Source organism: Bradyrhizobium sp. U87765 SZCCT0048, from assembly GCF_018131225.1.
Lineage (GTDB): Bacteria > Pseudomonadota > Alphaproteobacteria > Rhizobiales > Xanthobacteraceae > Bradyrhizobium_A.
Genome location: NZ_JAFCMM010000003.1, coordinates 714,004 through 736,211 on the forward strand (window position 1 = coordinate 714,004; position 22,208 = coordinate 736,211).

The following is a 22,208-nucleotide window of genomic DNA, read 5'->3' on the forward strand; positions in this document are numbered from 1 at the left end:
TCAAACCTCCCGCCGGCCGAGAATGCCGTTCGGCCGCCATAGCAGCACGACGGCCATCAGCAGGTAGATCAGGATGCTGGAGATGCTGGGAAAGAACACCTTGCCGAAAGTATCGGTGAGACCGATCAGCAGCGCGCCGATCGCCGCCCCCGCCACCGAGCCGATGCCGCCCAGCACCACCACGACGAAGGACAGGATCAGCATGCCGTCACCCATGCCGGGAAAGACGGTCGAGATCGGCGACACCACGATGCCGCCGAGCGCGGCAAGTGCAATGCCGACGGCGAAGACGTAGCGATTGACGGTATCGAAGGGGATGCCGAGCACCCGCGCCATCTCGCGGTTCTCCGCGCCGGCGCGCACCACCATGCCGATCTTCGTGTAGCGGATGACAAGGAAGATCGCCGCGGCGACCAGCAGGCAGAAGCCGCAGATCGCCAGGCGATAGACCGGATAGGACATGTTGTCGGTGAGCTGGATCGCGCCGGCGAGCATGGCTGGCGGCGCCACCGCATGAACATCCTTGCCGAACAGAATCAACCGCACTTCGTCCAGCATCAGGATCAGGCCGAAGCTCAGCAGCACCTGGGCGAGATGATCGCGGCCGTAGAGACGGCGCACGAACACGACCTCGAGCGCGAGGCCGAGCACGAAGGCGATGGCGACACCGCCGACCAGCGCCAGCAAGAAGCTGCCGCTATAGGCCGCGATCCAGTACGCGAGGTAGGCGCCGAGCATATAGAACGCGCCATGGGCGAGGTTGATCACACCGAGAATGCCGAACACCAGCGTCAATCCGCTCGCGACCAGGAACAGTACCATGCCGTACTGCACGGCGTTGAGCAGTTGCACGCCGAAAGTGACGAGATCCATCAGGACGATCCTGCAGGCGCGAGCAAACGCGGGAGCGCATCTCCACACAGAGCGTCATTGCCGGACTTTATCGGGCAAGCCAGCTTACCGCGAAGACCTCGCAAGCTGGATGCCCGGGTCAAGCCCGGGCACGACGGCGATGGGTGTCGAGGCGCCCGGTCTCCCTCGCGCCTTCGCACCGTGTTGAATGATCGAGGCCTCACGTCAGCTTGCAGCCGCGCGCCGGGTCGTCGACATTGGCCTGGGCGATCGACACCAGTTCGTTACGACCGTTGCGGACCTCGCGCAGGTAGATGTTCTGCACGGGGTTGTGCGCCTTGTTGAAGCTGAGCGGGCCGCGCGGCGAGTCGATCTTCGCCGCGGCGATCGCCTTGACCAGGGTATCGCGCGCACCGGCATCCCCCTTCACGGCCGTGAGGCCGACATCGAGCATCGCGGCGGCGTCGTAGCCCTGCACGGCGTAGATGTCGCCGTCCTTGCCGGTCTTGCCCTTGAACGCCTTGAGGAAAGCGACGTTGGCCGGATGATCGAGATTGTCGGCGTAATGCAGCGTGGTGCGGATGCCGTTCGCGGCCTCGCCCTGCGCCTCCAGCGTGCCGTCGGTGAGGAAGCCGGCGCCATACAGCGGAATGGTCTTGTTGAGCCCCGCCGCTGCATAGTCCTTGACGAACTTCACCGCGCCGCCGCCGGCGAAGAAACTGAACACGGCGTCGGGCTTGAGCGCCGCGATGCGGGTGATCAGCGCCTGGAATTCGACTTCGGGGAACGGCAGCGTCAGCTCCTCGACGACCTTGCCGCCGCTCCTGGTAAAATTCTCGGCGAACGCGCCGATCATCTCCTGGCCCGCGGTATAGCGCCAGGTGATGGTAACGACGTTCTTGAGGCCGGCGTCGACCATCACCTTGCCGGCGGGGAACGTGGTCTGCCAGTTGGAGAATGACGAGCGGAAGATGTTGGGCGCGCAGGCCGGCCCGGTGGCATCGTTGGCGCCCGCGTTCGGAATGATCAGCAACGTATTGGTGTCGCGCGCGACCTTGACCATCGCCATCGCGACGCCGGAATGCACGGTGCCGACCACCAGGTCGACCTTGTCGCGGCCGATCAGCCGATTGACGTTGTCGGTCGCCGCCTCGGGCTTGGACTCGTCATCGACCTGCACGAAGGTGATGTCGCGACCGCCGAGCTTGCCGCCCTTCTGTTCGACATAGAGGCGAAAGCCGTCGTCGATGAACTGGCCGAGCTTGGCGAAGGTGCCGGTGTAGGGCAGCATCAGGCCGACCTTGAACGGGGCGGCCTGGGCGATGGCGGGGGTCATCAGCCGCGGCGCTACCGCAAGCGTCGCCGCCCCCGCGGCACCGGACAACAGGCCACGACGGGTCACACGCAGCAGCGTCTTGTGATCGAACATCAGCGCTTCTCCCTCGGTTTTTTGGTTCCGCTTGCGCCGACGAGCTGGCGGTTCGCGGGCGTGCCCGCGCGCCGGCTCCATTAAGGACGCCGCGTCTTCTTGTGATTGCAGGGATGCACCATAATTCGCAGGCGCGACAAAAATCAAGAAATATAATTCAGGAACGCTGGACCTGTTGCCGCACGTCGGTCCTGGTACGACAACGCGCGACGACCTGTCCGGACATGGTCCGGCCACTCTGCATCAGGCTGCGGCGGGCGAGCCGCCGGTCGTCAGGGATTGACGATGTCTTCGGTCGGCCGCGCCGGCGCCGCCAGCATGGCCTCGAGATGATGCTCATGCTCTCGCAACGCATCGATCAGCCGATCGATGTCCGCATGGGTGTGGCCGGCATTGAGCTGCACGCGCAGCCGCGCCTTACGCAGCGGCACGGCCGGAAAGCGCACTGCATCGACGTAGATGTTCAACGCCGCCAGAGACTGCGCCAGCGCGTCGGCCGCATCTTCGTCGCCGACGAGAATGGGAACGATCGGGGATTCCGTCGATACCAGCGGATAGGACAACTCCGACATGCGGGCGACGAAATAGCGCTGATTGTCCCACAGCCGTGCGCGACGCTCGGGCTCGTCGATCACCATGTCGACCGCTTCGCACAGCGCAACAGCCTGGTCCGGCGGTAGCGTCGACGTGAAGCCATAGGCCGAACAGGCGAGACGAAGCGCCTTCGTGACATAGGTTTCGGCGGCGATGAACCCGCCGATTCCGCCATACGCCTTGCTCAGCGTGCCCATGTAGATCAGGCGCTCGCTCGCCACCCCGAAATGTTCGGCAATGCCGCCGCCATGTTCCCCCAGCACTCCCGTGCCATGGGCATCGTCGACATACAGCGTGGCATCGTACAATTCCGCGAGTTGCAGCAGATCCGGCAACGGCGCGATGTCGCCGTCCTGGCTGAACACGCCATCGGTGACAATGATCTTGGTGGTGGCGGACGATTTCTTGAGCAGCGTCTCGAGGTGGTTGAGATCGAGATGGCGGTAGGTCGCCCGCGCCGCGCCCGACATCCGCACACCCTCGCGGATGCTGACGTGATTGAGCTCATCGCAGAAGTAGGCGTAGGTGTACTCGCGCGTCCCCGCGAAACCGTAGATCCGGGCATATTTGGACGTTTGCGGCAATGTCGAGAGCACGCCGAGATTAGCGAGATAGCCGGTGGCGAACAGCACCGCCTCATCCTTACCCTTGCAAGCTGCGAGCTTGCGTTCGAGTTCGCCGTAGACAGCGAGGTTGCCGCCGAGCAGACGCGACTCGCAATTGCCGACGCCATACTGCTCCAGACCGCGCCTCGCGGCTGCGATCATCCGCGTGCTCGATGCAATCGCCAGATAGTTGTTGGTGCTGAACGACACGAGATGCCTGCCTTCGGCACGGAAGGCCGGCCCCGGCAGCGACTCGACGAATTCGTCATGAGATAGGTTCTGACGGCCGAGCCATTCGACCATCTCGATAAATTCCTGCACGCTCGCCCCTATTGCCCCGGAGTCGAATGGCGCTATTCATCACAAGGGCGGCGGCCTTGACAAGATTGGAAACAAAAATATGCGGCGGCTGCAATGATATCTGCATGCCGCGGCGGCGGGACGGCGACATTCCTGACGCGAACCTTACAGAGCGCCAATTGCAGGGCCTGAAGCGGCCCCGGCGCGAACCGGTCCGGCACGCTACAACGCGATGCAATCGCCGCCCTCGCCGGCCACGAGACTCTCCACGAGGCCGGACCGGCGCGTGAGCACCGCGCGCTGATTGATGTAGCCCTTGTCGGTGATCTCGCCGCCGTCGACCGAGGGCGGCTCGTGCAGCAGCAGCGCATGGGTGGCGAAGGTCGACGAGCCGCCGCCCTGCGTCTTCAGCGACGACAAGCCCTGTTGCACCGCCGCACGCACCGCGTCATGGGCCAGCACGTCAGCGACGGCGCTGTCATCGCCGAGGCCGGCATGGGCGCGACACGCCGCAATGTTCGGAAAGACGAGAAAGCGGACATCGTCACGGCCGTGGCCGCACACCACGATATCCTGGGCGAGCGGCGCCAGGGCCGCGATGCCGGCAACGCGCAGCGTGCCGACATTGACCCAGGTGCCTGACGTCAGCTTGAAGTCCTCGCTGACGCGGCCATCGAAGAACAGGCCGCGCTCGGGATGATCCGGATCGGCGAACCGCACCGCATCGCCGATCTTGTAGAAATTCTCCTCGTCGAACGCCTGCGCCGTGACATCGGGCGCCTTCCAGTAGCCCGGCGTGACGTTGGGGCCGCGCACGCGCACCTCGAGCTTGTCGCCCGACGGCACCAGCTTGATCTGCGTGCCCGGGATCGGCACGCCGATATTGCCGGAGCGCGCGGCCTGGAAGTGACAGTCGGTGGCGAGCGGCGACGTCTCGGTCGAGCCCCATGCGGACACCATCGGCACGGCATGGCCGACGGTCGCGATCGACAGCGCTTCCAGCGCCTCCCACAGGTTCTGCGGCAGCGCCGCACCGGCGTAGAACACCGCCCTGACCTCGCTGAAAAAGCGACGGCGCAGCGCCTCGTCGTCGCGCAGCGCGGCGATCAGCATGTCGAAACCACGCGGCACGTTGAAGTACACCGTCGGCATCACGCTGCGCAGGTTGGCGAGCGAGGTCGCGAACAGCTGCGGCACCGGCTTGCCGCCGTCGATGTACAACGTGCCGCCGTTGCGCAGCGCCATGTTGAAGTTGTGGTTGGCGCCGAAGGTGTGGCTCCACGGCAGCCAGTCGAGCATCACGAGGTCGGCGTCGCCGAGGAACGGCCAGACCTGCGCCTTGGCCGCCTGGCTGGTGGTGAGCATGCGCTGGGTGTTGATCACCGCCTTGGGGGCGCCGGTCGAGCCCGACGTGAACAGGAACTTGGCGATGGTGTCCGGGCCGAGGCTCGCGAACGCCCGTGCCACGTCGCCACCGGGCAGCGTCGCGGCGACATCGGCAAACGCGGTCAGGCCATCGGCGCCGCGCGTTTCGCTCGCGACCACTGTCGCGGTGTGCAGCGGCGCGATCGCCGTCAGCGCAGGGGCGAAGGCCGCGGCGTCGGCGACATAGATGGCGCCAGGATCGAGCAGGCGGATCATGCCCTTGAGCTTGTCGAAATCCTTCGACACCAGCGAGTAGGCCGGCGAAATCGCTGCCGCCGGCACGCCGACATGCATCGCCGCCAGCGTCAGCAGTGCGTGCGCGATGCTGTTGTCGGACAGGATGGCGAGCGGACGCTCGGCAGACAGCCGCTGCGCCAGGATCCACGTTGCGATGGCGTGGACCTGTCGCAACGCCGCGCTGTAGCTGACCGTGCGCCAGGGCTGGGCCGGATCGACGCGCTCCGCGAGAAAGATGCGATCGGGGCGGCGGCGGGCCCAGTCCTCGAGCCAGTCGCCGACACAGCGCGCAGCCGGTGCCAGCGGCACCGGCGAGGTCAGGAGCACGCTGCCATCAGCGCGGTGCGTGATCTGCGTTCGCGGCGGCGCGAACAAATCCGCGGCCTGCGCACGCACGACTGTCTCAGCGAAAGCCATGCTTTCCCTCCCCTCCAGCCCTCAGGCGCGCCGGCATTGACGTGGCGGGCGTTGGCCCAGCGGCGCGTTCGGTCCTCTGCTTACGCGATGTGACGGCGCATGTGCAATATAATGCATTGTTAGGATGAACGATTTTTCAGAATAAGCACTGCCACTCATGCCTACAAAACAGGCAACCAGCTTCGCGAAGGGCATCGGAGCCGCCTCGCCCGCATCGGCATAACATACTGTTTCTATTTACTTTAATTGTGAGATAACGGCCTCGAATACCATTGTACACAATGGCATGGCGCTTGCTTCGCATGGACCGACGTGGAGGCCGCGAGGCGCTCTGCTTCCCCTTTGCCGCAGGAGGAGCCCGTGCCGCCAACGCTGCCGCCGACCGGCCGGATCGAGGCCGAGCCTGATGCGATCGACGTGCGCTGGTTAGCCACTGCGCTGCTGCTGATCGACATGCAGCGCGACTTTCTCGAACCCGGCGGCTTCGGCGAGACGCTCGGCAACGATGTGTCGCGCCTGCAGACCGCAGTCGCGCCGTGCGCCGCCATGCTTGCGGCCGCGCGCGCCGTCGGCCTGACCATCATTCATACCCGTGAAGGTCACCTGCCTGATCTCTCCGACGCGCCGCCGGCCAAGGTCGCGCGTGGCGCGCCGCAACTGCGCATCGGCGATCCCGGGCCGATGGGCCGCATCCTGATCCGCGGCGAGGCCGGCCACGACATCGTGCCGGAGCTTTACCCCGCGGCCGGCGAAATCGTGATCGACAAGCCAGGCAAGGGCGCGTTCTACGCCACGCCGCTCGGCACGGTGCTGGCGCAACGCGGCATCGACACCCTGCTGGTCGGCGGCGTCACCACCGAAGTATGCGTCAACACCACGGTGCGCGAGGCCAACGACCGCGGCTTCCGCTGCATCGTGCTCGCCGACTGCTGCGCCTCCTACTTCCCGCAATTTCACGACGCCGGCCTGCAGATGATCAAGGCGCAGGGCGGCATCTTCGGCTGGGTCAGCAGCTCTTTCGCCGCCCTCGCCGCACTGGCGCCGGCTCGGCCAACCGGCGCCTGATGCTTCTTCCTGAACAGAAATGGACTCCCGCGTGATCGAAACCATCGACCAGATCGTCGCCGCCCACCGCTCCGGAACGACAACGCCCGCCGACACCGTGGCGCGAACCTTCGCGCGCATCCGCGCCCACGGCGACCCCGCGATCTTCATCAGCTTGCGCGCCGAGGCCGACGCCATCGCCGAGGCGCGTGCGCTTGCGGACAAGGATCCGACATCGCTGCCGCTCTACGGCGTACCCGTCGCGGTCAAGGACAACATCGACGTTGCCGGCCTGCCGACCACCGCGGCCTGCCCGGCATTTGCCTCGACGCCGACACGCGATGCCACTGCGGTAGCAAAGCTGCGCGCCGCCGGCGCCATCGTCATCGGCAAGACCAATCTCGACCAGTTCGCGACCGGCCTCGTCGGTGTGCGCTCGCCTTACGGCATCCCGAAGAATCCGGTGCACGGCGACCTCGTACCCGGCGGCTCGAGTTCCGGCTCGGCGGTCGCAGTCGCCGCCGGCCTCGTGCCGCTCGCGCTCGGCACCGACACCGCCGGCTCCGGCCGCGTGCCGGCGATGCTCAACAACATCGTCGGCCTCAAACCCAGCGTCGGCATGATCTCCACCGCCGGCGTCGTGCCGGCGTGCCGCACCCTCGATTGCGTCTCGATCTTCGCGCTCACCACCGACGACGCGGTGACCGCGCTATCGGTGATGACCGGCCTCGATGCGAGCGATCCATTCTCCCGCGACCGGCCGCTCGGCACCGTCGGCGACCTGCCGAAGAGCCTGCGCATCGGCGTGCCACGCCAGGGCCAACTGGTGTTCTTCGGCGACCGTGCCTCGGAAGCCGGCTTCGCGGCGGCGCTCGCGCGCCTCACCCGGCTCGGCGCCACGACGGTCGAGATCGACCTCGAACCATTCTATGAAACCGCGCGCCTGCTCTACGAAGGCCCGTGGATCGCCGAGCGCTATCTCGTCATCCGCGACCTCCTTGCCTCGGCGCCGGACGCCATCCACCCGGTGACGCGCGAGATCACCCTCGCCGGCGCGCGTCCCAGCGCCGCCGACGCCTTCGCCGCGTTCTATCGTCTCGAAGCGCTGCGCGCCGTCGCCCGCAGGACCTTTGCCGGCATCGACGCCCTGCTGCTGCCGACTGCACCGACCGCCTACACCACCGCGCAGGTGCTGGCCGATCCGATCACGCTCAACAGTCGCCTCGGCACCTACACCAACTTCGTCAACCTGCTCGATCTCTGCGGCATCGCGGTGCCCGCGGCCATGCGCGACGACGGCATCCCGTTCGGCGTGACGCTGCTGGCCCCCGCCGGCCGCGACGCCGCGCTCGCGGCGATCGCCCGCGTCTTCCATGCCGACACGCAGCTGCCGGTCGGCGCGACAGCCCTGCCGCAGCCCCCGCTGCGGCCGCTCGCGGCGAGTACGGACGGTATCGCTCTTGCGGTTGTCGGCGCGCATCTCTCCGGCATGCCGCTCAACCACGAGCTTTCGGCCCTCGACGCCACGCTTGTCGAAACCGCCGTCACCGCCCCGGACTACAAGCTCTATGCACTCGCCGGCACCACACCGCCGAAGCCGGGACTGCTCCGCGTCGAGGCCAATGCGGGCGCGGCGATCGCGCTGGAGATCTACAGCCTGTCGGCCGCCGCCTTCGGCAGGTTCGTCGCCGCCATTCCGCCGCCGCTCGGCATCGGCTCGATCCGCCTGGCCGACGGCCGCCTGGTGAAGGGCTTCCTGGTCGAACCCGCCGCCCTCGGCGGCGCCCGCGACATCTCGGCATTCGGCGGCTGGCGTGCGTTCATGGCGGCGCAGGGGTGAGAAACGCTCTTCGGCGAAGACAGGCCTTCAAACGATGCGAGCACGGCAGCCATTGCTCTGGTATCGCGCCCGCGCCACCCACTGCGTCATTGCCGGACTTGATCCGGCAATCCAGCTTCATCGCAGCGTATGGTGAGCGGCTTGAAGCTGGATCACCGGGTCGCGACGCTTCGCGTCGGCCCGGCGATGACGCAGGAAATGCAGAAGCGCTCCGCAGCGAGCCGACACCCTCACACTGACTCCGCATAGATCTCGTACTCATCGCGCACGAGGTCGATGTGGTCGCGCATCGCGGCGGAGGCGCCGGTGCGGTCGCCGCGCATGATGGCGACGACGACGCGATCGTGCTCGGCCTGGGACTTCGCCAGACGGCCAAGGTTGCGGAACTGGGCGCGGCGGAACGGCTGCACCCGCACCCGCGTCGCCAGCGTCATTTCGGCGATGTAGGTGTTGCGCGATCCGGCATAGATCGCGTTGTGAAATTGCTCGTTGACGTGATGGAAGCGCTGCGGATCGCCGGCATGGCTCAGCACCCGCAACTGCTCGTGCAGCGCCTCGAGGCCATGGCGCTCAGCCGGCGACATCCGTTCCGCGGCGAGCCCGGCGCACAGCGCCTCGAGTTCCGCCATCGCCTCGAACATGCCGTTGAGCCGCTCGAGGCTCGGCCGCGCCACGACTGCACCGCGGTGGGCCCGCGAATCGACGAGACCGCTGGCGACGAGTTGCCGCAGCGCCTCGCGCACCGGCGTGCGCGATACCTTGAAGCGCCGCGCGAGGTCGCTCTCGTCGAGCGGCGCACCCGGCAGCAGCGCTCCGCGCACGATGTCGTCGGCGAGCTGCAGCCGCAGTTCCTCCGCCAGTGTCACCTTGGCCGCGCCGACCACCACGCGCTCGCTGCGCCCGGCATCGATGCGACCGGCAGCGCCGCCGCGTGTCCCTACCATGATATCGTCGAACGTCATGCCGCGCTCAGGTCCTCAACTCTCCCCCTCCCGGGGCCGGTCGATCACGCTGACATGGGCCGCGACGATGTGCCAGCCGTCGGCGAATCGCACCCATGTCTGCATCTGACGTCCAACCTTATCGGGCGCGGATGCGCGGTGAAAGAGCGTGGAAGCGACCGCAGTGTCGCGGCCATAGGTGGTGATCACCGTGCGGCTGAGCTCGCGGGCAAGCCCCGCCGGCGAGCGGCCGGCACGAAACGCCTTGATCGCGGCATAGCCATAAAGATTCTCTCCGCCGCCATAGCGTAGCGTGCGCGGATCGTCCCGGAACAGCGCGTCGAGCGTGGCAACGTCGTTCGACACCAGCGCCGCCTCGTAGCGGGCGAACGCTGCCGTCACCTCGGCAACCACCTCCGGCAGATCGATGTCCATGGACGAATTCCTTTCCTGAAATCCTAGAATTGCGCCGGCCGCGGCGCGACCGCGACGCCCTGCTGCTCGAGCGCGAACGCCACCCGCAGCGCGACATCCTCACGCCATGGCGCAGCGATGATCTGCACGCCGATCGGCAGTGGCGACAGCGGCAACGGCACCGCCACCACCGGCAGGCCGATGAACGAGATCGGCTGGGTGTGGATGCCGATGTTGGCCCGCACCGGCAACGCGACGCCGTCGAGCACGAAATTGACCTGGCCGAGCTCTGGCGCCACACACGGCGTCGCCGGTGCGATGATGACGTCGACATCCCGGAACAGCGCCAGCACCTGCGCGCGGTACCAGCGGCGGAACTTCTGCGCCCGTTCGATATAGGGCGCCGGCACCATGGCGCCGGCGATCAGGCGGTCACGCACCGCCGGATCGAAATCCGTCGGCCGTTGGCGCAGACGGTCGAGATGCAGCGCCGCGCCTTCCACCGCGGTGATCAGATAGGCGGCCGCGCGCGCCCGCGCCGCTTCCGGCAGTTCGACCTCTCGGCTGACACCGAGTGCCCGCGTCACCCGCGCCACGGCCTCGACCGCCTCGGGAAACAGTGCGGTGCGGAAATGCCCGCCGGCGACGGCGATGCGCAGGCCATCGAGGCCGCGCGCGAGTTCCGCCGCGACCGGCTCGACGATCGTCGCGGCACAGGCCGGATCGTCGGCGTCCGGCCCCTGCATGGCGTCATAGGCCAGCGCGAGATCGCGCGTGCTGCGCGCCAGCGGCCCGAGATGGTCAAAGCTCGACACGAACGGGAACGAGCGCGCCCGCGACAGCCGGCCATAGGTCGGCTTGAGGCCGAACAGGCCGCAGAACGACGAGGGCACGCGGATCGAGCCGTTGGTGTCGGAGCCCAGCGACAACGGCACGAGGCCACCGGCCACCGCACCGCCCGAACCGCCCGACGAGCCGCCGGTCATGCGTGTCGGGTCGTGGGGATTGCGCGAGGGGCCGTCGTGCACGTTCTCGCCCGTAAAGTCGTAGGCGTATTCGCCCATGTTGAGTGCGCCGACGAGCACGGCGCCGGCCGCTTCCAGCCGCTCGATCAGTGTGGCGTCGCGCGGCGACGGCGCCCGGTCGCGGTTGATCTTCGAGCCGGCCCGCGTCGGCAGGCCCCGCACGTCGAACAGGTTCTTGACCGCGAACGGTACGCCCGCGAGGGGCCCCGCGGCCGTGCCACGGGCGAGCGCGGCATCGATCGCATCGGCCCGCGCAAGCGCGCGCTCCGCCACTACATCGGTGAACGCATTGAGCACGCCGTTGTGGGCCGTAATGCGCGCGAGCGCGGTTTCCACCGCGCCACGCGCCGAAAGGCGTCCCGCCGCGACGGCCGCGGCGATCTCGCCGGCGGACGCCCAGCCATTCCTGAGATTGCTGTCGGTCACGGCATCAGGCCCTGAACAGATCGGCCGGCTCGGCCTCGTCCGGCAGCGGAAAGGCGTCGACGAGATGAGCGAAGCGCAGCGTCACCGCGAGGTTGGCGCGCACCGCATCCTTCCACTCCTGCGCGACGGGAAGGTCGAGCGCGGCGGACGCGGCCGCGATATGGGCATCGAGCTGGTCGGGGGTCATGTCAACTTGCCACTGTCATTCATTCGCGGTCGTGGGTTTACAGTCATGGATTTGAAGTCATGGATTTGAAGTCATGGACTTACGATCATGGAACGATCCTGCGCCGGCGGATGCGGAATCGCCGCCAGCAACTCGCGGGTATAGTCGGCCTGCGGCGCGGCCAGCACCGCCTCGGCGGGCCCCTGCTCCACGATCCGGCCCGCACGCATGACTATGACACGATCGCACAGCAGACGCACCACGTTCAGATCATGGGACACGAACAGGTAGCTCATGCCAAGTGACTGCTTGAGGTCCTGCAGCAGGTTGAGCACCACCGCCTGGACGGAAACATCGAGGGCGGCGGTGGGCTCATCGAGGATCACGAGATCGGGCCGCAGCGCGATCGCCCGGGCGATGCCGACGCGCGCCTTCTGACCGCCGGAGAGCTGGTGCGGAAAACGGTCGAGCAGCGCCACCGGGAGGCCAACCTGCGCCGCCAGATCCTCGCAGCGCTGGCGCAGTGCCGCAGCGCCCATCGGCTCGCCCATCCGCAGGATCGGATCGGCGATGGCGCGGGCGGCGGTAAAGCGCGGGTTGAGGCTGTCGGTCGGATCCTGGAACACCATCTGGATGCGGCGGCGCAGCGCCGAGCGCGCGAACGCCTTCGGCAGCAGGTTGCCGATCTCCTCGCCGTCGAAGGCGATGCGCCCGGAGGTCTGGTCGAGCAGCCGCATCACCATCATCGAGGTCGTCGACTTGCCGCAGCCGGATTCCCCGACGAGACCGACGCTCTCGCCGCGTCCGACCGTGAAGCTGATGCCGTCGACAGCGCGGAAGCGATCGGGCTCGACCGGCGGCCGCTTGCCGAACAGACGGCCGAGCGAGGCCGACGCGCCCTGGCGCGGATACTCCTTCACCAGCTTGTCGACCAGCAGCAGAGGTGGCGTCACCACCGCCGGCCCGTTCGCGGCGACCGTCGCCATCGTGAAGGCAGCCGGCGCGGTGTCGTCATCAGGCAGCAGATCGCGCAGGCCGACGCCGAGCCGCGGCGTCGCACGCATCAGCCTGCGGGTGTAGGGATGGGCCGGCCGGGCGAACACGTCGGCGGCCACCGCCGTCTCGACCACCCGCCCCTTCTCCATCACCACCACGCGATCGCAATAGGCGGCGGCGAGGCCGAGGTCATGGGTGATCAGGATGGTGGAAAGACCGCGCTGGCGCGTCAGGTCGACGATCAGGTCCATCACCGCTTTCTGGGTGGTGACGTCGAGGCCCGTGGTCGGCTCGTCCGCGATCAGGAGCTGCGGATTGCAGGCGAGCGCGAGCGCAATGACAACGCGCTGGCACATACCGCCGGACAATTCGAAGGGATAGGCATGGTAGCGCTCGCGCGGCCGCGCGATGCGGACCTGTTCCAGCGCCGCGATCGCCTTCTCGGCGCGCTCGGCACTCGAGGCCTGCGCATGCTGGCGCAGCACATCCTCGATCTGCTCACCGACCTTTCGGATGGGATTGAGGGCGGCACGCGGGTTCTGGAAGATCATCGAAATCTCGCGGCCGCGCAGGTCGCGCATCTGCGCCTCCGACGCCGCACCGATGTCGATGCCGGAGAAGCGGATCGCGCCATCGGCAATGCGGCCGGCGCGGTCGAGGATGCGCATCACGGCATAGGACGTCACCGACTTGCCGGAGCCGGACTCACCGACGATCGCGAGCGTCTCGCCCTTGGCCACGGAGATGTCGACGCTGCGCACCGCCTGCACCGGGCCACGGCGGGTAGCGAATTCGACCGTGAGGTCGCGGACGTCGAGCAGGGGAATCGCAACCATGGCTCAGGTCCTTCGCTGCGGATCGACGATGTCGCGCAGGCCATCACCGAGCAGGTTGAAGCAGAACACCGCGACCATCAGCGCAAGGCCGGGAAACAGCGCAATCCACCATTCTCCGGACACCATGAATGCGGCACCGTCGGCGACCATGATGCCCCATTCCGCGGTCGGGGGCCGCACGCCGAGGCCGATGAACGACAGGCCCGCGGCGTTGAGGATCGCATACCCCATGGTCAGCGACATCTGCACGATCATGATCGGCATGATGTTAGGCAGGATGTGGCCGAGCAGGATGCGCAACTCGCTGTTGCCGGACAGCCGCGCCGCCTGCACGAAGCCGGCCTCGCGACGGACATTGGCCTCGGCGCGCGCGACCCGCGCATAGAGCGGGAAGTTCACGATCGCGGTGGCTATGACGATGTTCTGTACGGTATTGCCGAGCGCCGCGACGATGCCCATCGCCAGCACGAACAGCGGAAACGCCATGATGGTGTCGGCGATGCGGCCGACGATGCGATCTGTCCAGCCGCCGAAATACCCGGCGGCGACGCCCGCGAGACCGCCGAGCAGGAACACCAGCACCACCGAGGCGACAGCGATGAACAGGTCGAGCCGCGTGGCCACCACGACACGGCTGAAGATATCGCGGCCGAGCTGGTCGGTGCCGAACCAGTGAGCTGCCGTCGGCGGCTTGAGCGCGACAGCGGTATCGCTGGCGAGCGGATCGTAGGGCACGAGCCACGGCCCGACCAGCGCCGCCAGCACGATGATCAGCAACAGGACGAAAGCAAACGCCGTGACCGGATTTTCGGACAGTACATAGCGCGCGTGCTGCGCTGTCGCCGCGAGACGCGACGGACGGGCCGACGCGGAAGCGTCGGATGCGGGGGCTGCAATACTCATCCCTCGAGCCTCACGCGCGGGTCGATGACGCCATAGAGAATGTCGATCAGGAGATTGAGCAGCACGTACATCACCGCCATGGTGAGCACGAAGCCCTGCACCGGGGCGAAATCCGACGCGATCAGGGCCTCGACGGCATAGGAGCCGATGCCCGGCCAGGCGAACACCTTCTCCACCAGCACGTTGGCGCCTAGCAGGAAGGAGAACACCATGCTGAGAGTCGTGATCACCGGCAGCATCGCGTTGCGAAACGCATAGGTGACGGTGACCGTGCCCGGCGACAGCCCGCTCGCCCGCGCGGTGCGCACGAAGTCGGACGCCAGCACGGCCAGCATCGCCGCGCGGGTGATGCGCGCGATCGGCGCCAGCGAGAAGATCGCCAGCGTCGCCGCCGGCAGGATGATCTGGCCCAGCGCCGAGCGGAACGCTTCAAAGTCGCGCGCGACCAGACTGTCGATGAGATAGAAGCCGGTCACGGTCGGGGGCGCAGTAGCGTAAACGTCGAGCCGGCCGAGCGGCGCCGGCGCCCACCCCAGTCGGAAGTAGAAGACATAGACGAGGACGAGCCCGGTGAAGAACACCGGCAGCGACACGCCGGCCGTTGTGGTGACGCGGCAGATGTGATCGACCAGCGAGCCCGGCCGCGCCGCCGCGGCGATGCCCAGCGGAATCGCGATCGCCACCGACAGCACGAGGCCGAGCAGCGTCAGCTCGGCCGAGGCCGGCAGTCGGTTGCGAATCTCGGCGGCCACCGGCTGCCCGGTGGTCAGCGACGTGCCGAGGTCACCATGGGCGAGATCGGCGGTGTAGCCGATGAACTGCTGGATGAGCGGCTTGTCCAGGCCGAGCTTTTTGCGGATCTGCTCGACCGCTTCCTTGGTGGCCGCGGGGCCGGCGAAATACGCAGCCGGATCGCCCGGCAGCGCGCGCGTCAACAGGAAGGTCACGATCACGACCCCGATCAGGCTCGGGATCGCGAACATCAACCGCTTGCCGATCAGGCCGAGCATGATGCCGTCTCGCCCTCCCTCATGCCTTCACGAGTGTGCGGTAGTCGAGCCGGCGGTGGAACCAGTACTGGTAGCCGGAGATGTTCTTCTGCATCGCGACGTTGACGAACGGCTGATACAGCGGGATGCGCGGCACGTCGGTGAAGGCGAGGTCGACGAAGCCCTTGACGTCGGCATCGTAGGTCGCGGTATCGCCGATAGCCGCGGCCGCGCGGGCGCCGTCGATGAGCTTGTCCATCGGCGGCGACTTGTAGCTCATGGTGTTGAAGACGGAATTGTTGCCGTGATAGCACCAATAGAAGAAGTATTCGGGGTAATCGAGCCAGCCCGAGAACACGTTGGTGTAGAGCGGCATCTCCTTCTTGTTCAGCTCGGTGCGCCAGTTGGCACCGGGGATCTTGTTGATCGTGGTTTTGATGCCGATCTGCGCCAGGCTTTCCTGCACCAGCACGCACAGCGGCTCGTTGACCACGGCGAAGCCGAGATCGAACGACAGCGTGGTCTCGAAGCCGTTGGGATAACCCGCTTCCGCGAGCAGGGCCTTCGCCTTGGCCATGTCGGTGACGTACTTGGTCGGCTGCGGCCAGGCGACCTCGGTCGGCTTGTCGGCGGGCGCGCCGAACATCGGGTTGGCGAGGCCGAACAGCACGGCGTCGACGATGCGCTGGTAGGGCATGGCGTAGGCCAACGCCTGGCGCACCTTGGGATTGTCGAACGGCGGCCTGGTGACGTTCATGCCGATGTACTGGATGCCGTTGCTGAACGGCAGCGACACGATGTCGAGCTTGCCGGACTGCTTGAGCTCGGCGAAATCGCGATAGGGCAGTTCATAGGAGATGTCGGCGTCGCCGCGCTCCAGCAGCGCGCGGCGGTTGCCGGCCTGCGGCACCATGCGCCAGATCACGCGCTTGATCCTGGGCAGCGGGCCGCCGACCCAGTTGTCGTTGCGCTCCATCACCACTTCGGTACCGGCCGTCCACTTCGTCACCTTGTAGGCGCCGGAGCCCGCGGTCTGCTGCTTGGTGAATTCGAGGCCCCAGGGATCCTTCTCGGTGGCGTTCTTCTTCACCAGTTCCGAATGCACCACGCAGGGCACGATGACCGCGAGGTCCGGAATGGTGAGCTTGTCCTTGGTGAGAAAGTCGACCCGCACAGTGTGATCGTCGACGACCACGAACTGCTCGGGCTTGGTCAGCGAGCCCGCGCTCATCTGGAAGGTCGGGAAGCCACCGACGCTGACCGCGCGGTCGAGTGACCATTTGACGTCCTTCGCCGTCACCGGCGTGCCGTCATGGAATGTGGCGTTCTTCTTCAGCTTGAAGGTGACCGACATGTCGCCGACGTTCATGTCCTCGGCGAGCTCGGGCTTGAACTTGTCGCGGTCGTAATAGGGCACGCCGCCCGGACCGCTCTTCATCTCGTGGCTGATCAAGCGGTCGTAGCAATTCCAAGACACCTCGTAGCCGGGCACATTGGTACCGACGCCGTGGATGTCGAGATTGTTCGGCCCGCTCTCGGACACCACGAGCAGCGTCTCCTGCCGGCTCTGCGCCTTCGCGCTCGACCATACCGCAGGTCCGGACACCAGCGCCCCGGCCGCCAGGCCCGAGGCAGTTTTCAGGAAATCGCGACGCTTCATGGAATTCTCCGATCACTGACGGAGACGACTTCGCAAGGAGCATGCCACAGCGAATGGCGCGCCATCCTCGCCAGCAAACATCTGAAATAATTGAGTTATCCGACATGAAGCACGTCGCGGGCGCTCACCTGCGCCAAAGCTTCATTGCATACATCGCGCGGCAAATGCTCAAATAAACAGCAGCCCATATGGACCGCACGCAAAATCATCGAAACGGGGCCGCTGCGGCCGCCGGGACCACTGGCTGGCGCCCCGGAAGGTCTTAGAATTGGTCAAATCGCGCCCCTCAATCGCGCTCCCTGAATTGCGGCGGCAGCGCCGCAGCGACTACAAGAAGACACGCTTGCGACGGCCATCCGGTCATCGCGATCCATCCGGCGGCGCTTGATCCATGCCCTGCGCGCAACCCGCCTGCCCACTGCCTTGAGACGATCACGAGGCCCGGACCGAAATCTCCGTCATGATGCATCAGTTCCAGCCCGGCCGCGCGAATGCGGCATCCCGCTCCCACCGCGCCGTTCCGGCAGCCCTGGCCGGCGCGTTTCTCGTGCTGGCAGCAGCGCCGGCACTCGCCGCTACGGCCACCGGTGTGCTGCCGCGCGACCTGTCGCCGTGGGGCATGTTCCTCGGGGCCGACATCGTGGTGAAGGCGGTCATGATCGGCCTCGCATTCGCCTCGCTGGTGACCTGGACGGTGTGGCTGGTGAAGACGCTGGAGTTGATGCGCGCGGCCCGGCGCGCCAGGCAGCGCCTCACCGCGCTCGACACCGACACCACGCTGACGGAGGCGGCGCGCGCCTGCGGCGACGACAGCGATGCAGTCGCCCAGATCATCCAGTCGGCAGCCCGCGAGACCGCGCTGTCCGGCGACATCTTCGACGACGGGCTCAAGGAGCGCGTCGCACTGCGGCTCGAGCGCGTCGAGAGCGCGATGGTGCGCCAGATCAACCGCGGCACCGGCGTGCTCGCCACCATCGGCGCCACCGCGCCGTTCGTCGGCCTGTTCGGCACGGTGTGGGGCATCATGAATTCGTTCATCGGCATCTCGGAAGCCAACACCACCAACCTCGCGGTGGTCGCGCCCGGCATCGCAGAGGCGCTGCTCGCCACCGCCATGGGCCTGATCGCGGCGATCCCGGCGGTCGTGATCTACAACCATCTCGCCCGCGTCACCGCCGGCTATCGCGCGCTGCTCGGCGACGCGTCCGCGCAGGTGCTGCTGCTGCTCAGCCGCAGCCAGAGCCGCCGCCTGCCCCACATTGCCCGCGCCGCGGAGTAGACCATGGGCGTGAAGCTCGGAGGCCGGCGCGCCGGCGATGACGAACTGGTCGAGACCCACGACATCAACGTCACGCCCTTCATTGACGTCATTCTGGTGCTGCTGATCATCTTCATGGTGGCGGCGCCACTCGCCACCGTCGACGTCGGCGTCGATCTGCCGGCCTCGACCGCCGAACAGCAGCCGCGGCCCGACAAGCCGGTGTTCGTCACGGTCAAGCCCGACCACACCCTGGCGGTCGGCGAAGCCGCGACGGCGCGCGACGGTCTGGCGAACGCGCTCGATGCCGCGACCGCCGGCAAGAAGGACGAACGCATCTTCGTGCGCGCCGACAAGGCGGTCAGCTATGGCGACCTGATGGACGTGATGAACCTGCTGCGCGATTCCGGCTACCTCAAGATCGCGCTGGTCGGCCTCGACGGCCGGGACGGCGCGAAATGACCGCGTTCGCGCTCTATAGGCCCGCGCCGCCGCGCGACCTGCGCCGCTGGGCACCTGCCGCGCTGCTGGTCTGCGCCATTCATGCCGGTGCATTCGCCGCCATCGTCGGATGGCAGGCAAGTCAGCCCTCGCCCGGCGCGACCATCCCGGCGGTGCTGATCGACATGGCGCCGGTGTCGGCGGCGCCGCAGCCGCAGGAGCAGGACCTCGCGCCGGGACCGACCATGCAGGAAGCCGAGGCGCCGACGCCGGACGCCGCGCCTGAAACGGCCGCGGAGATGATCGCGCCGACGCCGCCACAGCCCCAGCCCGTGGTCGCCGCGCCGCCGGAGCAGAAGGCGAAGCCGACGCCCGAGCCTGTAAAGCCGAAGGCCAGGCCGGTGCGCGAGGTCAAGAAGCCCAGCGAGCGTCCGCCGGCGCCACGGACGACCGCGCAGCCGCGCGCCGAGCGCGTCGCGCCGACACAGAACACAGCCGCCACCGGCGCCGCCGCAGCCGCTGCTGCGGCGTCCTACCGCTCGATGCTCGCCGCGCACCTGCAGCGCTTCAAGCAGTACCCGGCCGGGTCGCGCTCGATCGGCGAGACCGGCGTGGTGACGCTGAGCTTCACGGTCAATCGCGGTGGCCATGTGCTGAGCAGCCGGATCGGCCGTTCATCCGGCCATCCCGCGCTGGATGCGGAGACCATGGCGCTGATCCGCAGGGCGCAACCGCTGCCGGCCTTCCCGCCGGAAATCCGCGAAGCCTCAATGAGCTTCAGCGTGCCGATCGCCTACGCGCTGCGCTAGGCGCGGCTCAGGGATTGGCGCGCTCGAACTGGCGCAACAGCCGGTTGCCGCGCTCGACCGCGCTGTCGAGCGCGCCCTGCGCGCTCTTCTTGCCGGCGAACGCCTGCTCGAGCTCCTCCTCGATCACATCGCGGATCAGCACGAACGACCCCAGCCGCAATCCCTTGGAGTTCTCTGTCGGCGGTTTGAGCGTGATCTGCTCGATCGAGATCGCCGTCCCCGGATGGCGTTCGTAAAAACCCTGGTTGCGCGTCAGGTCGTAGGCGGCCCGGGTGATCGGCAGGTAACCCGTATTCTGATGCCACGTCGCCTGCACTTCGGAGCGCGACAGATAGGCGAAGAAGCGTGCCACGCCCTTGTATTCAGCGCGCGGGCGATCCTTGAGCACCCACAGCGTGGCGCCGCCGATGATCGAGTTCTGCGGCGCGGCGGCGACGTCCGGCCAGTACGGAAGCATGCCGTAGCCGACAGCGAACCTGGCGTTGGCGAGGATATCGGCGCGCGTCGCCGACGATCCCAGGAAGATGCCGCACTCACCGCGCTGGAAGCGCGGCTCGGCGGCCGTACCGCGACCGCTGTAGTCGAAGGCCCTGGTCTTCTGCCATTCCGCGAGCTGCGCGACATGACGCACCATCAGCGGGTTGTTGATGGTGAGCACAGCGTCGAGGCCGCCGATGCCGTTGGCACGTGTCGCGATCGGGATGTTGTGCAGGGCCGAGAAGTTCTCGACATTGACCCAGGACGGCCAGTGCGTGGTGAAGCCGCAGGCCACGCCCGCGGCGCGCAGGCGCTGCGCCGCGGCGCCGAGCTCCGGCCATGTCCGCGGCGGCACGTTGGGGTCGAGCCCCGCCGCGCGAAACAGGTCCATGTTGTAATAGAGAATCGGCGTCGAGGCGTTGAACGGGAACGACAGCATGTTGCCGTCGAGATCGGTGTAATAGCTGGCGACCGCCGGCAGGTAGGCGCTGGGAAAGAACGGCTCGGCCTCGTCCCGCATCAGCTCGTAGACGGGATACGTCGCCCCCTTGGCCGCCATCATGGTCGCCGTGGCGATCTCGTTGACCTGCACAATGGCCGGCTGGCTCCGCGAGCGGAACGCAAAGATCGCCGCGGTCACGGTCTCGGTGTAGCTGCCCTTGAACACCGGAACGACCCGGTACTCCGATTGAGATCGATTAAAATCGTCGGCAAGCCGGTCGACCTGGCGGCCGAGTTCGCCCTGCATGGCGTGCCACCAGATGATGTCCGTGGCGGCCCGGGCGGACGCGAATGGCAGCGCCACCCACAGGACGATCGCGGCCAGTCGCCCCGGCAGCCTGTCGCGCCACGACCTCTTCCTCAAGGATCCCTCCGCCCCTTGCCGCCCACGAAACCTCCCGCAGGACGCCGCCTGCAAATCCCGCCTGCAAGTCCCACCCGCAAGGACATTGACCCCTCGGGTGGCCATTTATGCCCGTCAGGCTGGCGATTTCCGCCCCGGGGGGCGCCAGATAGCCAGTTCCGAACGCTTTCTGCTAAGGTTACATACCAGTCTTTTTCGAAATTCATATTGCCACGAGGTGATGCGTTGTCGCTGCTCCGATCCCTCCGCCGCCCCCTGGCTGTGCTGCTGTTGACCGCAGGCGCCGCGGTGATGACCGGATCGGCCGGAGCACGGGAGTTTCGCGCCGCCGACACCCAGGCCGAGGACTATCCCACCGTCCAGGCGCTGCGCTACCTGGGCCAGCTCGTCGCCCAGCGCAGTCACGGCGCGTACATGATCCGCGTCTTCCACTCCAATCAGCTCGGCGAGGAGAAGGAGACCATCGAGCAGACCCGGGTCGGCGCCATCGACCTCAACCGCACCAATGTCGCGCCCATCGGCAGCTTCGTGCCTTCGGTCAATGTGCTGGCGCTGCCGTTCCTGTTCCGCTCGGTCGACCATCTCAACAAGGTCCTCGACGGTCCGATCGGACGCGAACTGCTGGCGAGCTTCGAACCCTACGGCTTCATCGGGCTCGCCTTTTTCGACTCCGGCGCGCGCTCGATCTACAACAGCGTGCGGCCGGTCCGCACGCTCGCCGACCTCAAGGGGCTGCGCATCCGCGTCCAGCAGTCGCCGCTGATGGTCAACATGATCCGCGCGCTCGGCGCCGAGCCGGTGGAGCTGCCCTATGGCCAGGTGCGAACGGGCCTCGCCACCCGCCTGATCGATGGCGCGGAGAACAACTGGCCGTCCTATGTCACCACCGACCACTACAAATATGCCGGCTACTACACGCTGACCGAGCACACCATGAGCCCGGAGGTGTTGGTGATGTCGAAAAAGGCATGGGACAGCCTGCCGCCCGAGGACCAGTCCATGTTCCGCCAGGCCGCCCAGGAGGCCAGCGCGTTCATGCGGCGGAAATGGAAAGAGCTCGAGGATCACTCGCGCCAGCAGGCCGAGGCTGCGGGGGTTTTCATCACCACCGAATTCGACCGCGCGCCGTTCGAAGCCGCCATGGCCGACATACACCAGCAGGCGCTGAAGGATCCCGCGATGGCCAGTCTCATCCAACGCATTCGCCAGGTGCAGTAGCGAGGGGAACCGACGTTGCCGACCGCCTCCTCGATCAGCAA

General features: G+C 67.2%; 19 protein-coding genes. 6 read left to right on the plus strand and 13 right to left on the minus strand.

Annotated elements, in window-relative coordinates:
• The 4 genes from JQ639_RS21850 to JQ639_RS21865 form a co-directional block, all read right to left on the minus strand.
• A complete protein-coding gene (locus tag JQ639_RS21850) occupies window positions 1-873 on the minus strand; it encodes a branched-chain amino acid ABC transporter permease (protein WP_211968357.1) in 873 nt (290 codons plus the stop codon).
• A gap of 199 nt (window positions 874-1,072) precedes the next feature.
• The gene (locus JQ639_RS21855; protein ID WP_211968358.1) at window positions 1,073-2,281 is read right to left on the minus strand and encodes an ABC transporter substrate-binding protein; all 1,209 of its coding nucleotides are present in this window, start codon (window positions 2,279-2,281) and stop codon (window positions 1,073-1,075) included.
• A 272-nt stretch (window positions 2,282-2,553) separates the two neighbouring features.
• Window positions 2,554-3,801, minus strand: a complete 1,248-nt coding sequence (locus tag JQ639_RS21860) for an aminotransferase class I/II-fold pyridoxal phosphate-dependent enzyme (protein WP_211968359.1) — start codon at window positions 3,799-3,801, stop codon at window positions 2,554-2,556.
• Window positions 3,802-4,002: 201 nt separating this feature from the next.
• The gene (locus tag JQ639_RS21865) at window positions 4,003-5,859 is read right to left on the minus strand and encodes a feruloyl-CoA synthase (protein WP_211968360.1); all 1,857 of its coding nucleotides are present in this window, start codon (window positions 5,857-5,859) and stop codon (window positions 4,003-4,005) included.
• Window positions 5,860-6,231: 372 nt separating this feature from the next.
• On the opposite strand from JQ639_RS21865, the gene JQ639_RS21870 reads away from it, so the two are divergent.
• Window positions 6,232-6,924, plus strand: a complete 693-nt coding sequence (locus JQ639_RS21870; protein WP_211968541.1) for a cysteine hydrolase family protein — start codon at window positions 6,232-6,234, stop codon at window positions 6,922-6,924.
• A 19-nt stretch (window positions 6,925-6,943) separates the two neighbouring features.
• Window positions 6,944-8,743: an allophanate hydrolase gene (atzF, locus tag JQ639_RS21875; RefSeq protein ID WP_211968361.1), complete on the plus strand. Its 1,800-nt coding sequence runs from the start codon at window positions 6,944-6,946 to the stop codon at window positions 8,741-8,743.
• Between the two features lie 230 nt (window positions 8,744-8,973).
• Here the strand turns inward: atzF and JQ639_RS21880 are convergent, their stop codons facing one another.
• From JQ639_RS21880 to JQ639_RS21915, 8 genes are all read right to left on the minus strand, one after another.
• Window positions 8,974-9,705 (minus strand): GntR family transcriptional regulator, encoded by a 732-nt coding sequence (locus tag JQ639_RS21880; protein ID WP_249123373.1) that lies wholly within the window; start codon window positions 9,703-9,705, stop codon window positions 8,974-8,976.
• Between the two features lie 15 nt (window positions 9,706-9,720).
• Window positions 9,721-10,119: an oxalurate catabolism protein HpxZ gene (gene hpxZ, locus JQ639_RS21885; RefSeq protein WP_211968362.1), complete on the minus strand. Its 399-nt coding sequence runs from the start codon at window positions 10,117-10,119 to the stop codon at window positions 9,721-9,723.
• A gap of 23 nt (window positions 10,120-10,142) precedes the next feature.
• Window positions 10,143-11,549 (minus strand): AtzE family amidohydrolase, encoded by a 1,407-nt coding sequence (locus tag JQ639_RS21890; RefSeq protein ID WP_211968363.1) that lies wholly within the window; start codon window positions 11,547-11,549, stop codon window positions 10,143-10,145.
• 4 nt (window positions 11,550-11,553) lie between these two features.
• Window positions 11,554-11,736, minus strand: a complete 183-nt coding sequence (locus JQ639_RS21895; protein WP_211968364.1) for a DUF4089 domain-containing protein — start codon at window positions 11,734-11,736, stop codon at window positions 11,554-11,556.
• A 71-nt stretch (window positions 11,737-11,807) separates the two neighbouring features.
• Window positions 11,808-13,547, minus strand: a complete 1,740-nt coding sequence (locus tag JQ639_RS21900; RefSeq protein WP_211968365.1) for a dipeptide ABC transporter ATP-binding protein — start codon at window positions 13,545-13,547, stop codon at window positions 11,808-11,810.
• Between the two features lie 3 nt (window positions 13,548-13,550).
• On the minus strand, window positions 13,551-14,450 hold the full coding sequence (locus JQ639_RS21905) for an ABC transporter permease (RefSeq protein ID WP_211968366.1): 900 nt from the start codon (window positions 14,448-14,450) through the stop codon (window positions 13,551-13,553).
• Window positions 14,447-15,460 (minus strand): ABC transporter permease, encoded by a 1,014-nt coding sequence (locus JQ639_RS21910; protein WP_211968367.1) that lies wholly within the window; start codon window positions 15,458-15,460, stop codon window positions 14,447-14,449. The genes JQ639_RS21905 and JQ639_RS21910 overlap by 4 nt, the downstream gene beginning before the upstream one ends.
• Window positions 15,461-15,479: 19 nt before the next feature.
• On the minus strand, window positions 15,480-17,099 hold the full coding sequence (locus JQ639_RS21915) for an ABC transporter substrate-binding protein (protein WP_211968368.1): 1,620 nt from the start codon (window positions 17,097-17,099) through the stop codon (window positions 15,480-15,482).
• Window positions 17,100-17,559: 460 nt separating this feature from the next.
• On the opposite strand from JQ639_RS21915, the gene exbB reads away from it, so the two are divergent.
• Genes exbB through JQ639_RS21930 form a run of 3 tightly spaced genes read left to right on the plus strand, consistent with a single transcriptional unit; the run spans window position 17,560 to window position 19,607 of the window.
• Complete coding sequence (gene exbB / locus JQ639_RS21920) at window positions 17,560-18,378, plus strand: tonB-system energizer ExbB (RefSeq protein WP_249123374.1); 819 nt, start codon at window positions 17,560-17,562, stop codon at window positions 18,376-18,378.
• Window positions 18,379-18,381: 3 nt separating this feature from the next.
• Window positions 18,382-18,819: a TonB system transport protein ExbD gene (gene exbD / locus JQ639_RS21925; protein WP_211968369.1), complete on the plus strand. Its 438-nt coding sequence runs from the start codon at window positions 18,382-18,384 to the stop codon at window positions 18,817-18,819.
• Window positions 18,816-19,607 (plus strand): energy transducer TonB, encoded by a 792-nt coding sequence (locus JQ639_RS21930; protein WP_211968370.1) that lies wholly within the window; start codon window positions 18,816-18,818, stop codon window positions 19,605-19,607. Before exbD ends, JQ639_RS21930 begins: the two co-directional genes overlap by 4 nt.
• A gap of 7 nt (window positions 19,608-19,614) precedes the next feature.
• Here JQ639_RS21930 and ugpB read toward each other — a convergent pair whose 3' ends face one another.
• Window positions 19,615-20,922, minus strand: coding sequence for a sn-glycerol-3-phosphate ABC transporter substrate-binding protein UgpB (gene ugpB, locus JQ639_RS21935; RefSeq protein WP_249123411.1), 1,308 nt, complete (start codon window positions 20,920-20,922; stop codon window positions 19,615-19,617).
• Window positions 20,923-21,240: 318 nt separating this feature from the next.
• On the opposite strand from ugpB, the gene JQ639_RS21940 reads away from it, so the two are divergent.
• A complete protein-coding gene (locus tag JQ639_RS21940; protein ID WP_211968372.1) occupies window positions 21,241-22,167 on the plus strand; it encodes a TRAP transporter substrate-binding protein in 927 nt (308 codons plus the stop codon).
• Window positions 22,168-22,208: the final 41 nt, after the last annotated feature.

What these genes read in the sequence shown, in the direction of transcription:
- JQ639_RS21850 (WP_211968357.1), bottom strand. Translation starts at nt 873, where the DNA reads ATGGATCTCGTCACTTTCGGCGTGCAACTGCTCAACGCCGTGCAGTAC.
- JQ639_RS21855 (WP_211968358.1), bottom strand. Translation starts at nt 2,281, where the DNA reads ATGTTCGATCACAAGACGCTGCTGCGTGTGACCCGTCGTGGCCTGTTG.
- JQ639_RS21865 (WP_211968360.1), bottom strand. Translation starts at nt 5,859, where the DNA reads ATGGCTTTCGCTGAGACAGTCGTGCGTGCGCAGGCCGCGGATTTGTTC.
- atzF (WP_211968361.1), top strand. Translation starts at nt 6,944, where the DNA reads ATGGACTCCCGCGTGATCGAAACCATCGACCAGATCGTCGCCGCCCAC.
- JQ639_RS21880 (WP_249123373.1), bottom strand. Translation starts at nt 9,705, where the DNA reads ATGACGTTCGACGATATCATGGTAGGGACACGCGGCGGCGCTGCCGGT.
- hpxZ (WP_211968362.1), bottom strand. Translation starts at nt 10,119, where the DNA reads ATGGACATCGATCTGCCGGAGGTGGTTGCCGAGGTGACGGCAGCGTTC.
- JQ639_RS21895 (WP_211968364.1), bottom strand. Translation starts at nt 11,736, where the DNA reads ATGACCCCCGACCAGCTCGATGCCCATATCGCGGCCGCGTCCGCCGCG.
- JQ639_RS21900 (WP_211968365.1), bottom strand. Translation starts at nt 13,547, where the DNA reads ATGGTTGCGATTCCCCTGCTCGACGTCCGCGACCTCACGGTCGAATTC.
- JQ639_RS21905 (WP_211968366.1), bottom strand. Translation starts at nt 14,450, where the DNA reads ATGAGTATTGCAGCCCCCGCATCCGACGCTTCCGCGTCGGCCCGTCCG.
- JQ639_RS21910 (WP_211968367.1), bottom strand. Translation starts at nt 15,460, where the DNA reads ATGCTCGGCCTGATCGGCAAGCGGTTGATGTTCGCGATCCCGAGCCTG.
- JQ639_RS21915 (WP_211968368.1), bottom strand. Translation starts at nt 17,099, where the DNA reads ATGAAGCGTCGCGATTTCCTGAAAACTGCCTCGGGCCTGGCGGCCGGG.
- exbB (WP_249123374.1), top strand. Translation starts at nt 17,560, where the DNA reads ATGATGCATCAGTTCCAGCCCGGCCGCGCGAATGCGGCATCCCGCTCC.
- exbD (WP_211968369.1), top strand. Translation starts at nt 18,382, where the DNA reads ATGGGCGTGAAGCTCGGAGGCCGGCGCGCCGGCGATGACGAACTGGTC.
- JQ639_RS21930 (WP_211968370.1), top strand. Translation starts at nt 18,816, where the DNA reads ATGACCGCGTTCGCGCTCTATAGGCCCGCGCCGCCGCGCGACCTGCGC.
- JQ639_RS21940 (WP_211968372.1), top strand. Translation starts at nt 21,241, where the DNA reads ATGACCGGATCGGCCGGAGCACGGGAGTTTCGCGCCGCCGACACCCAG.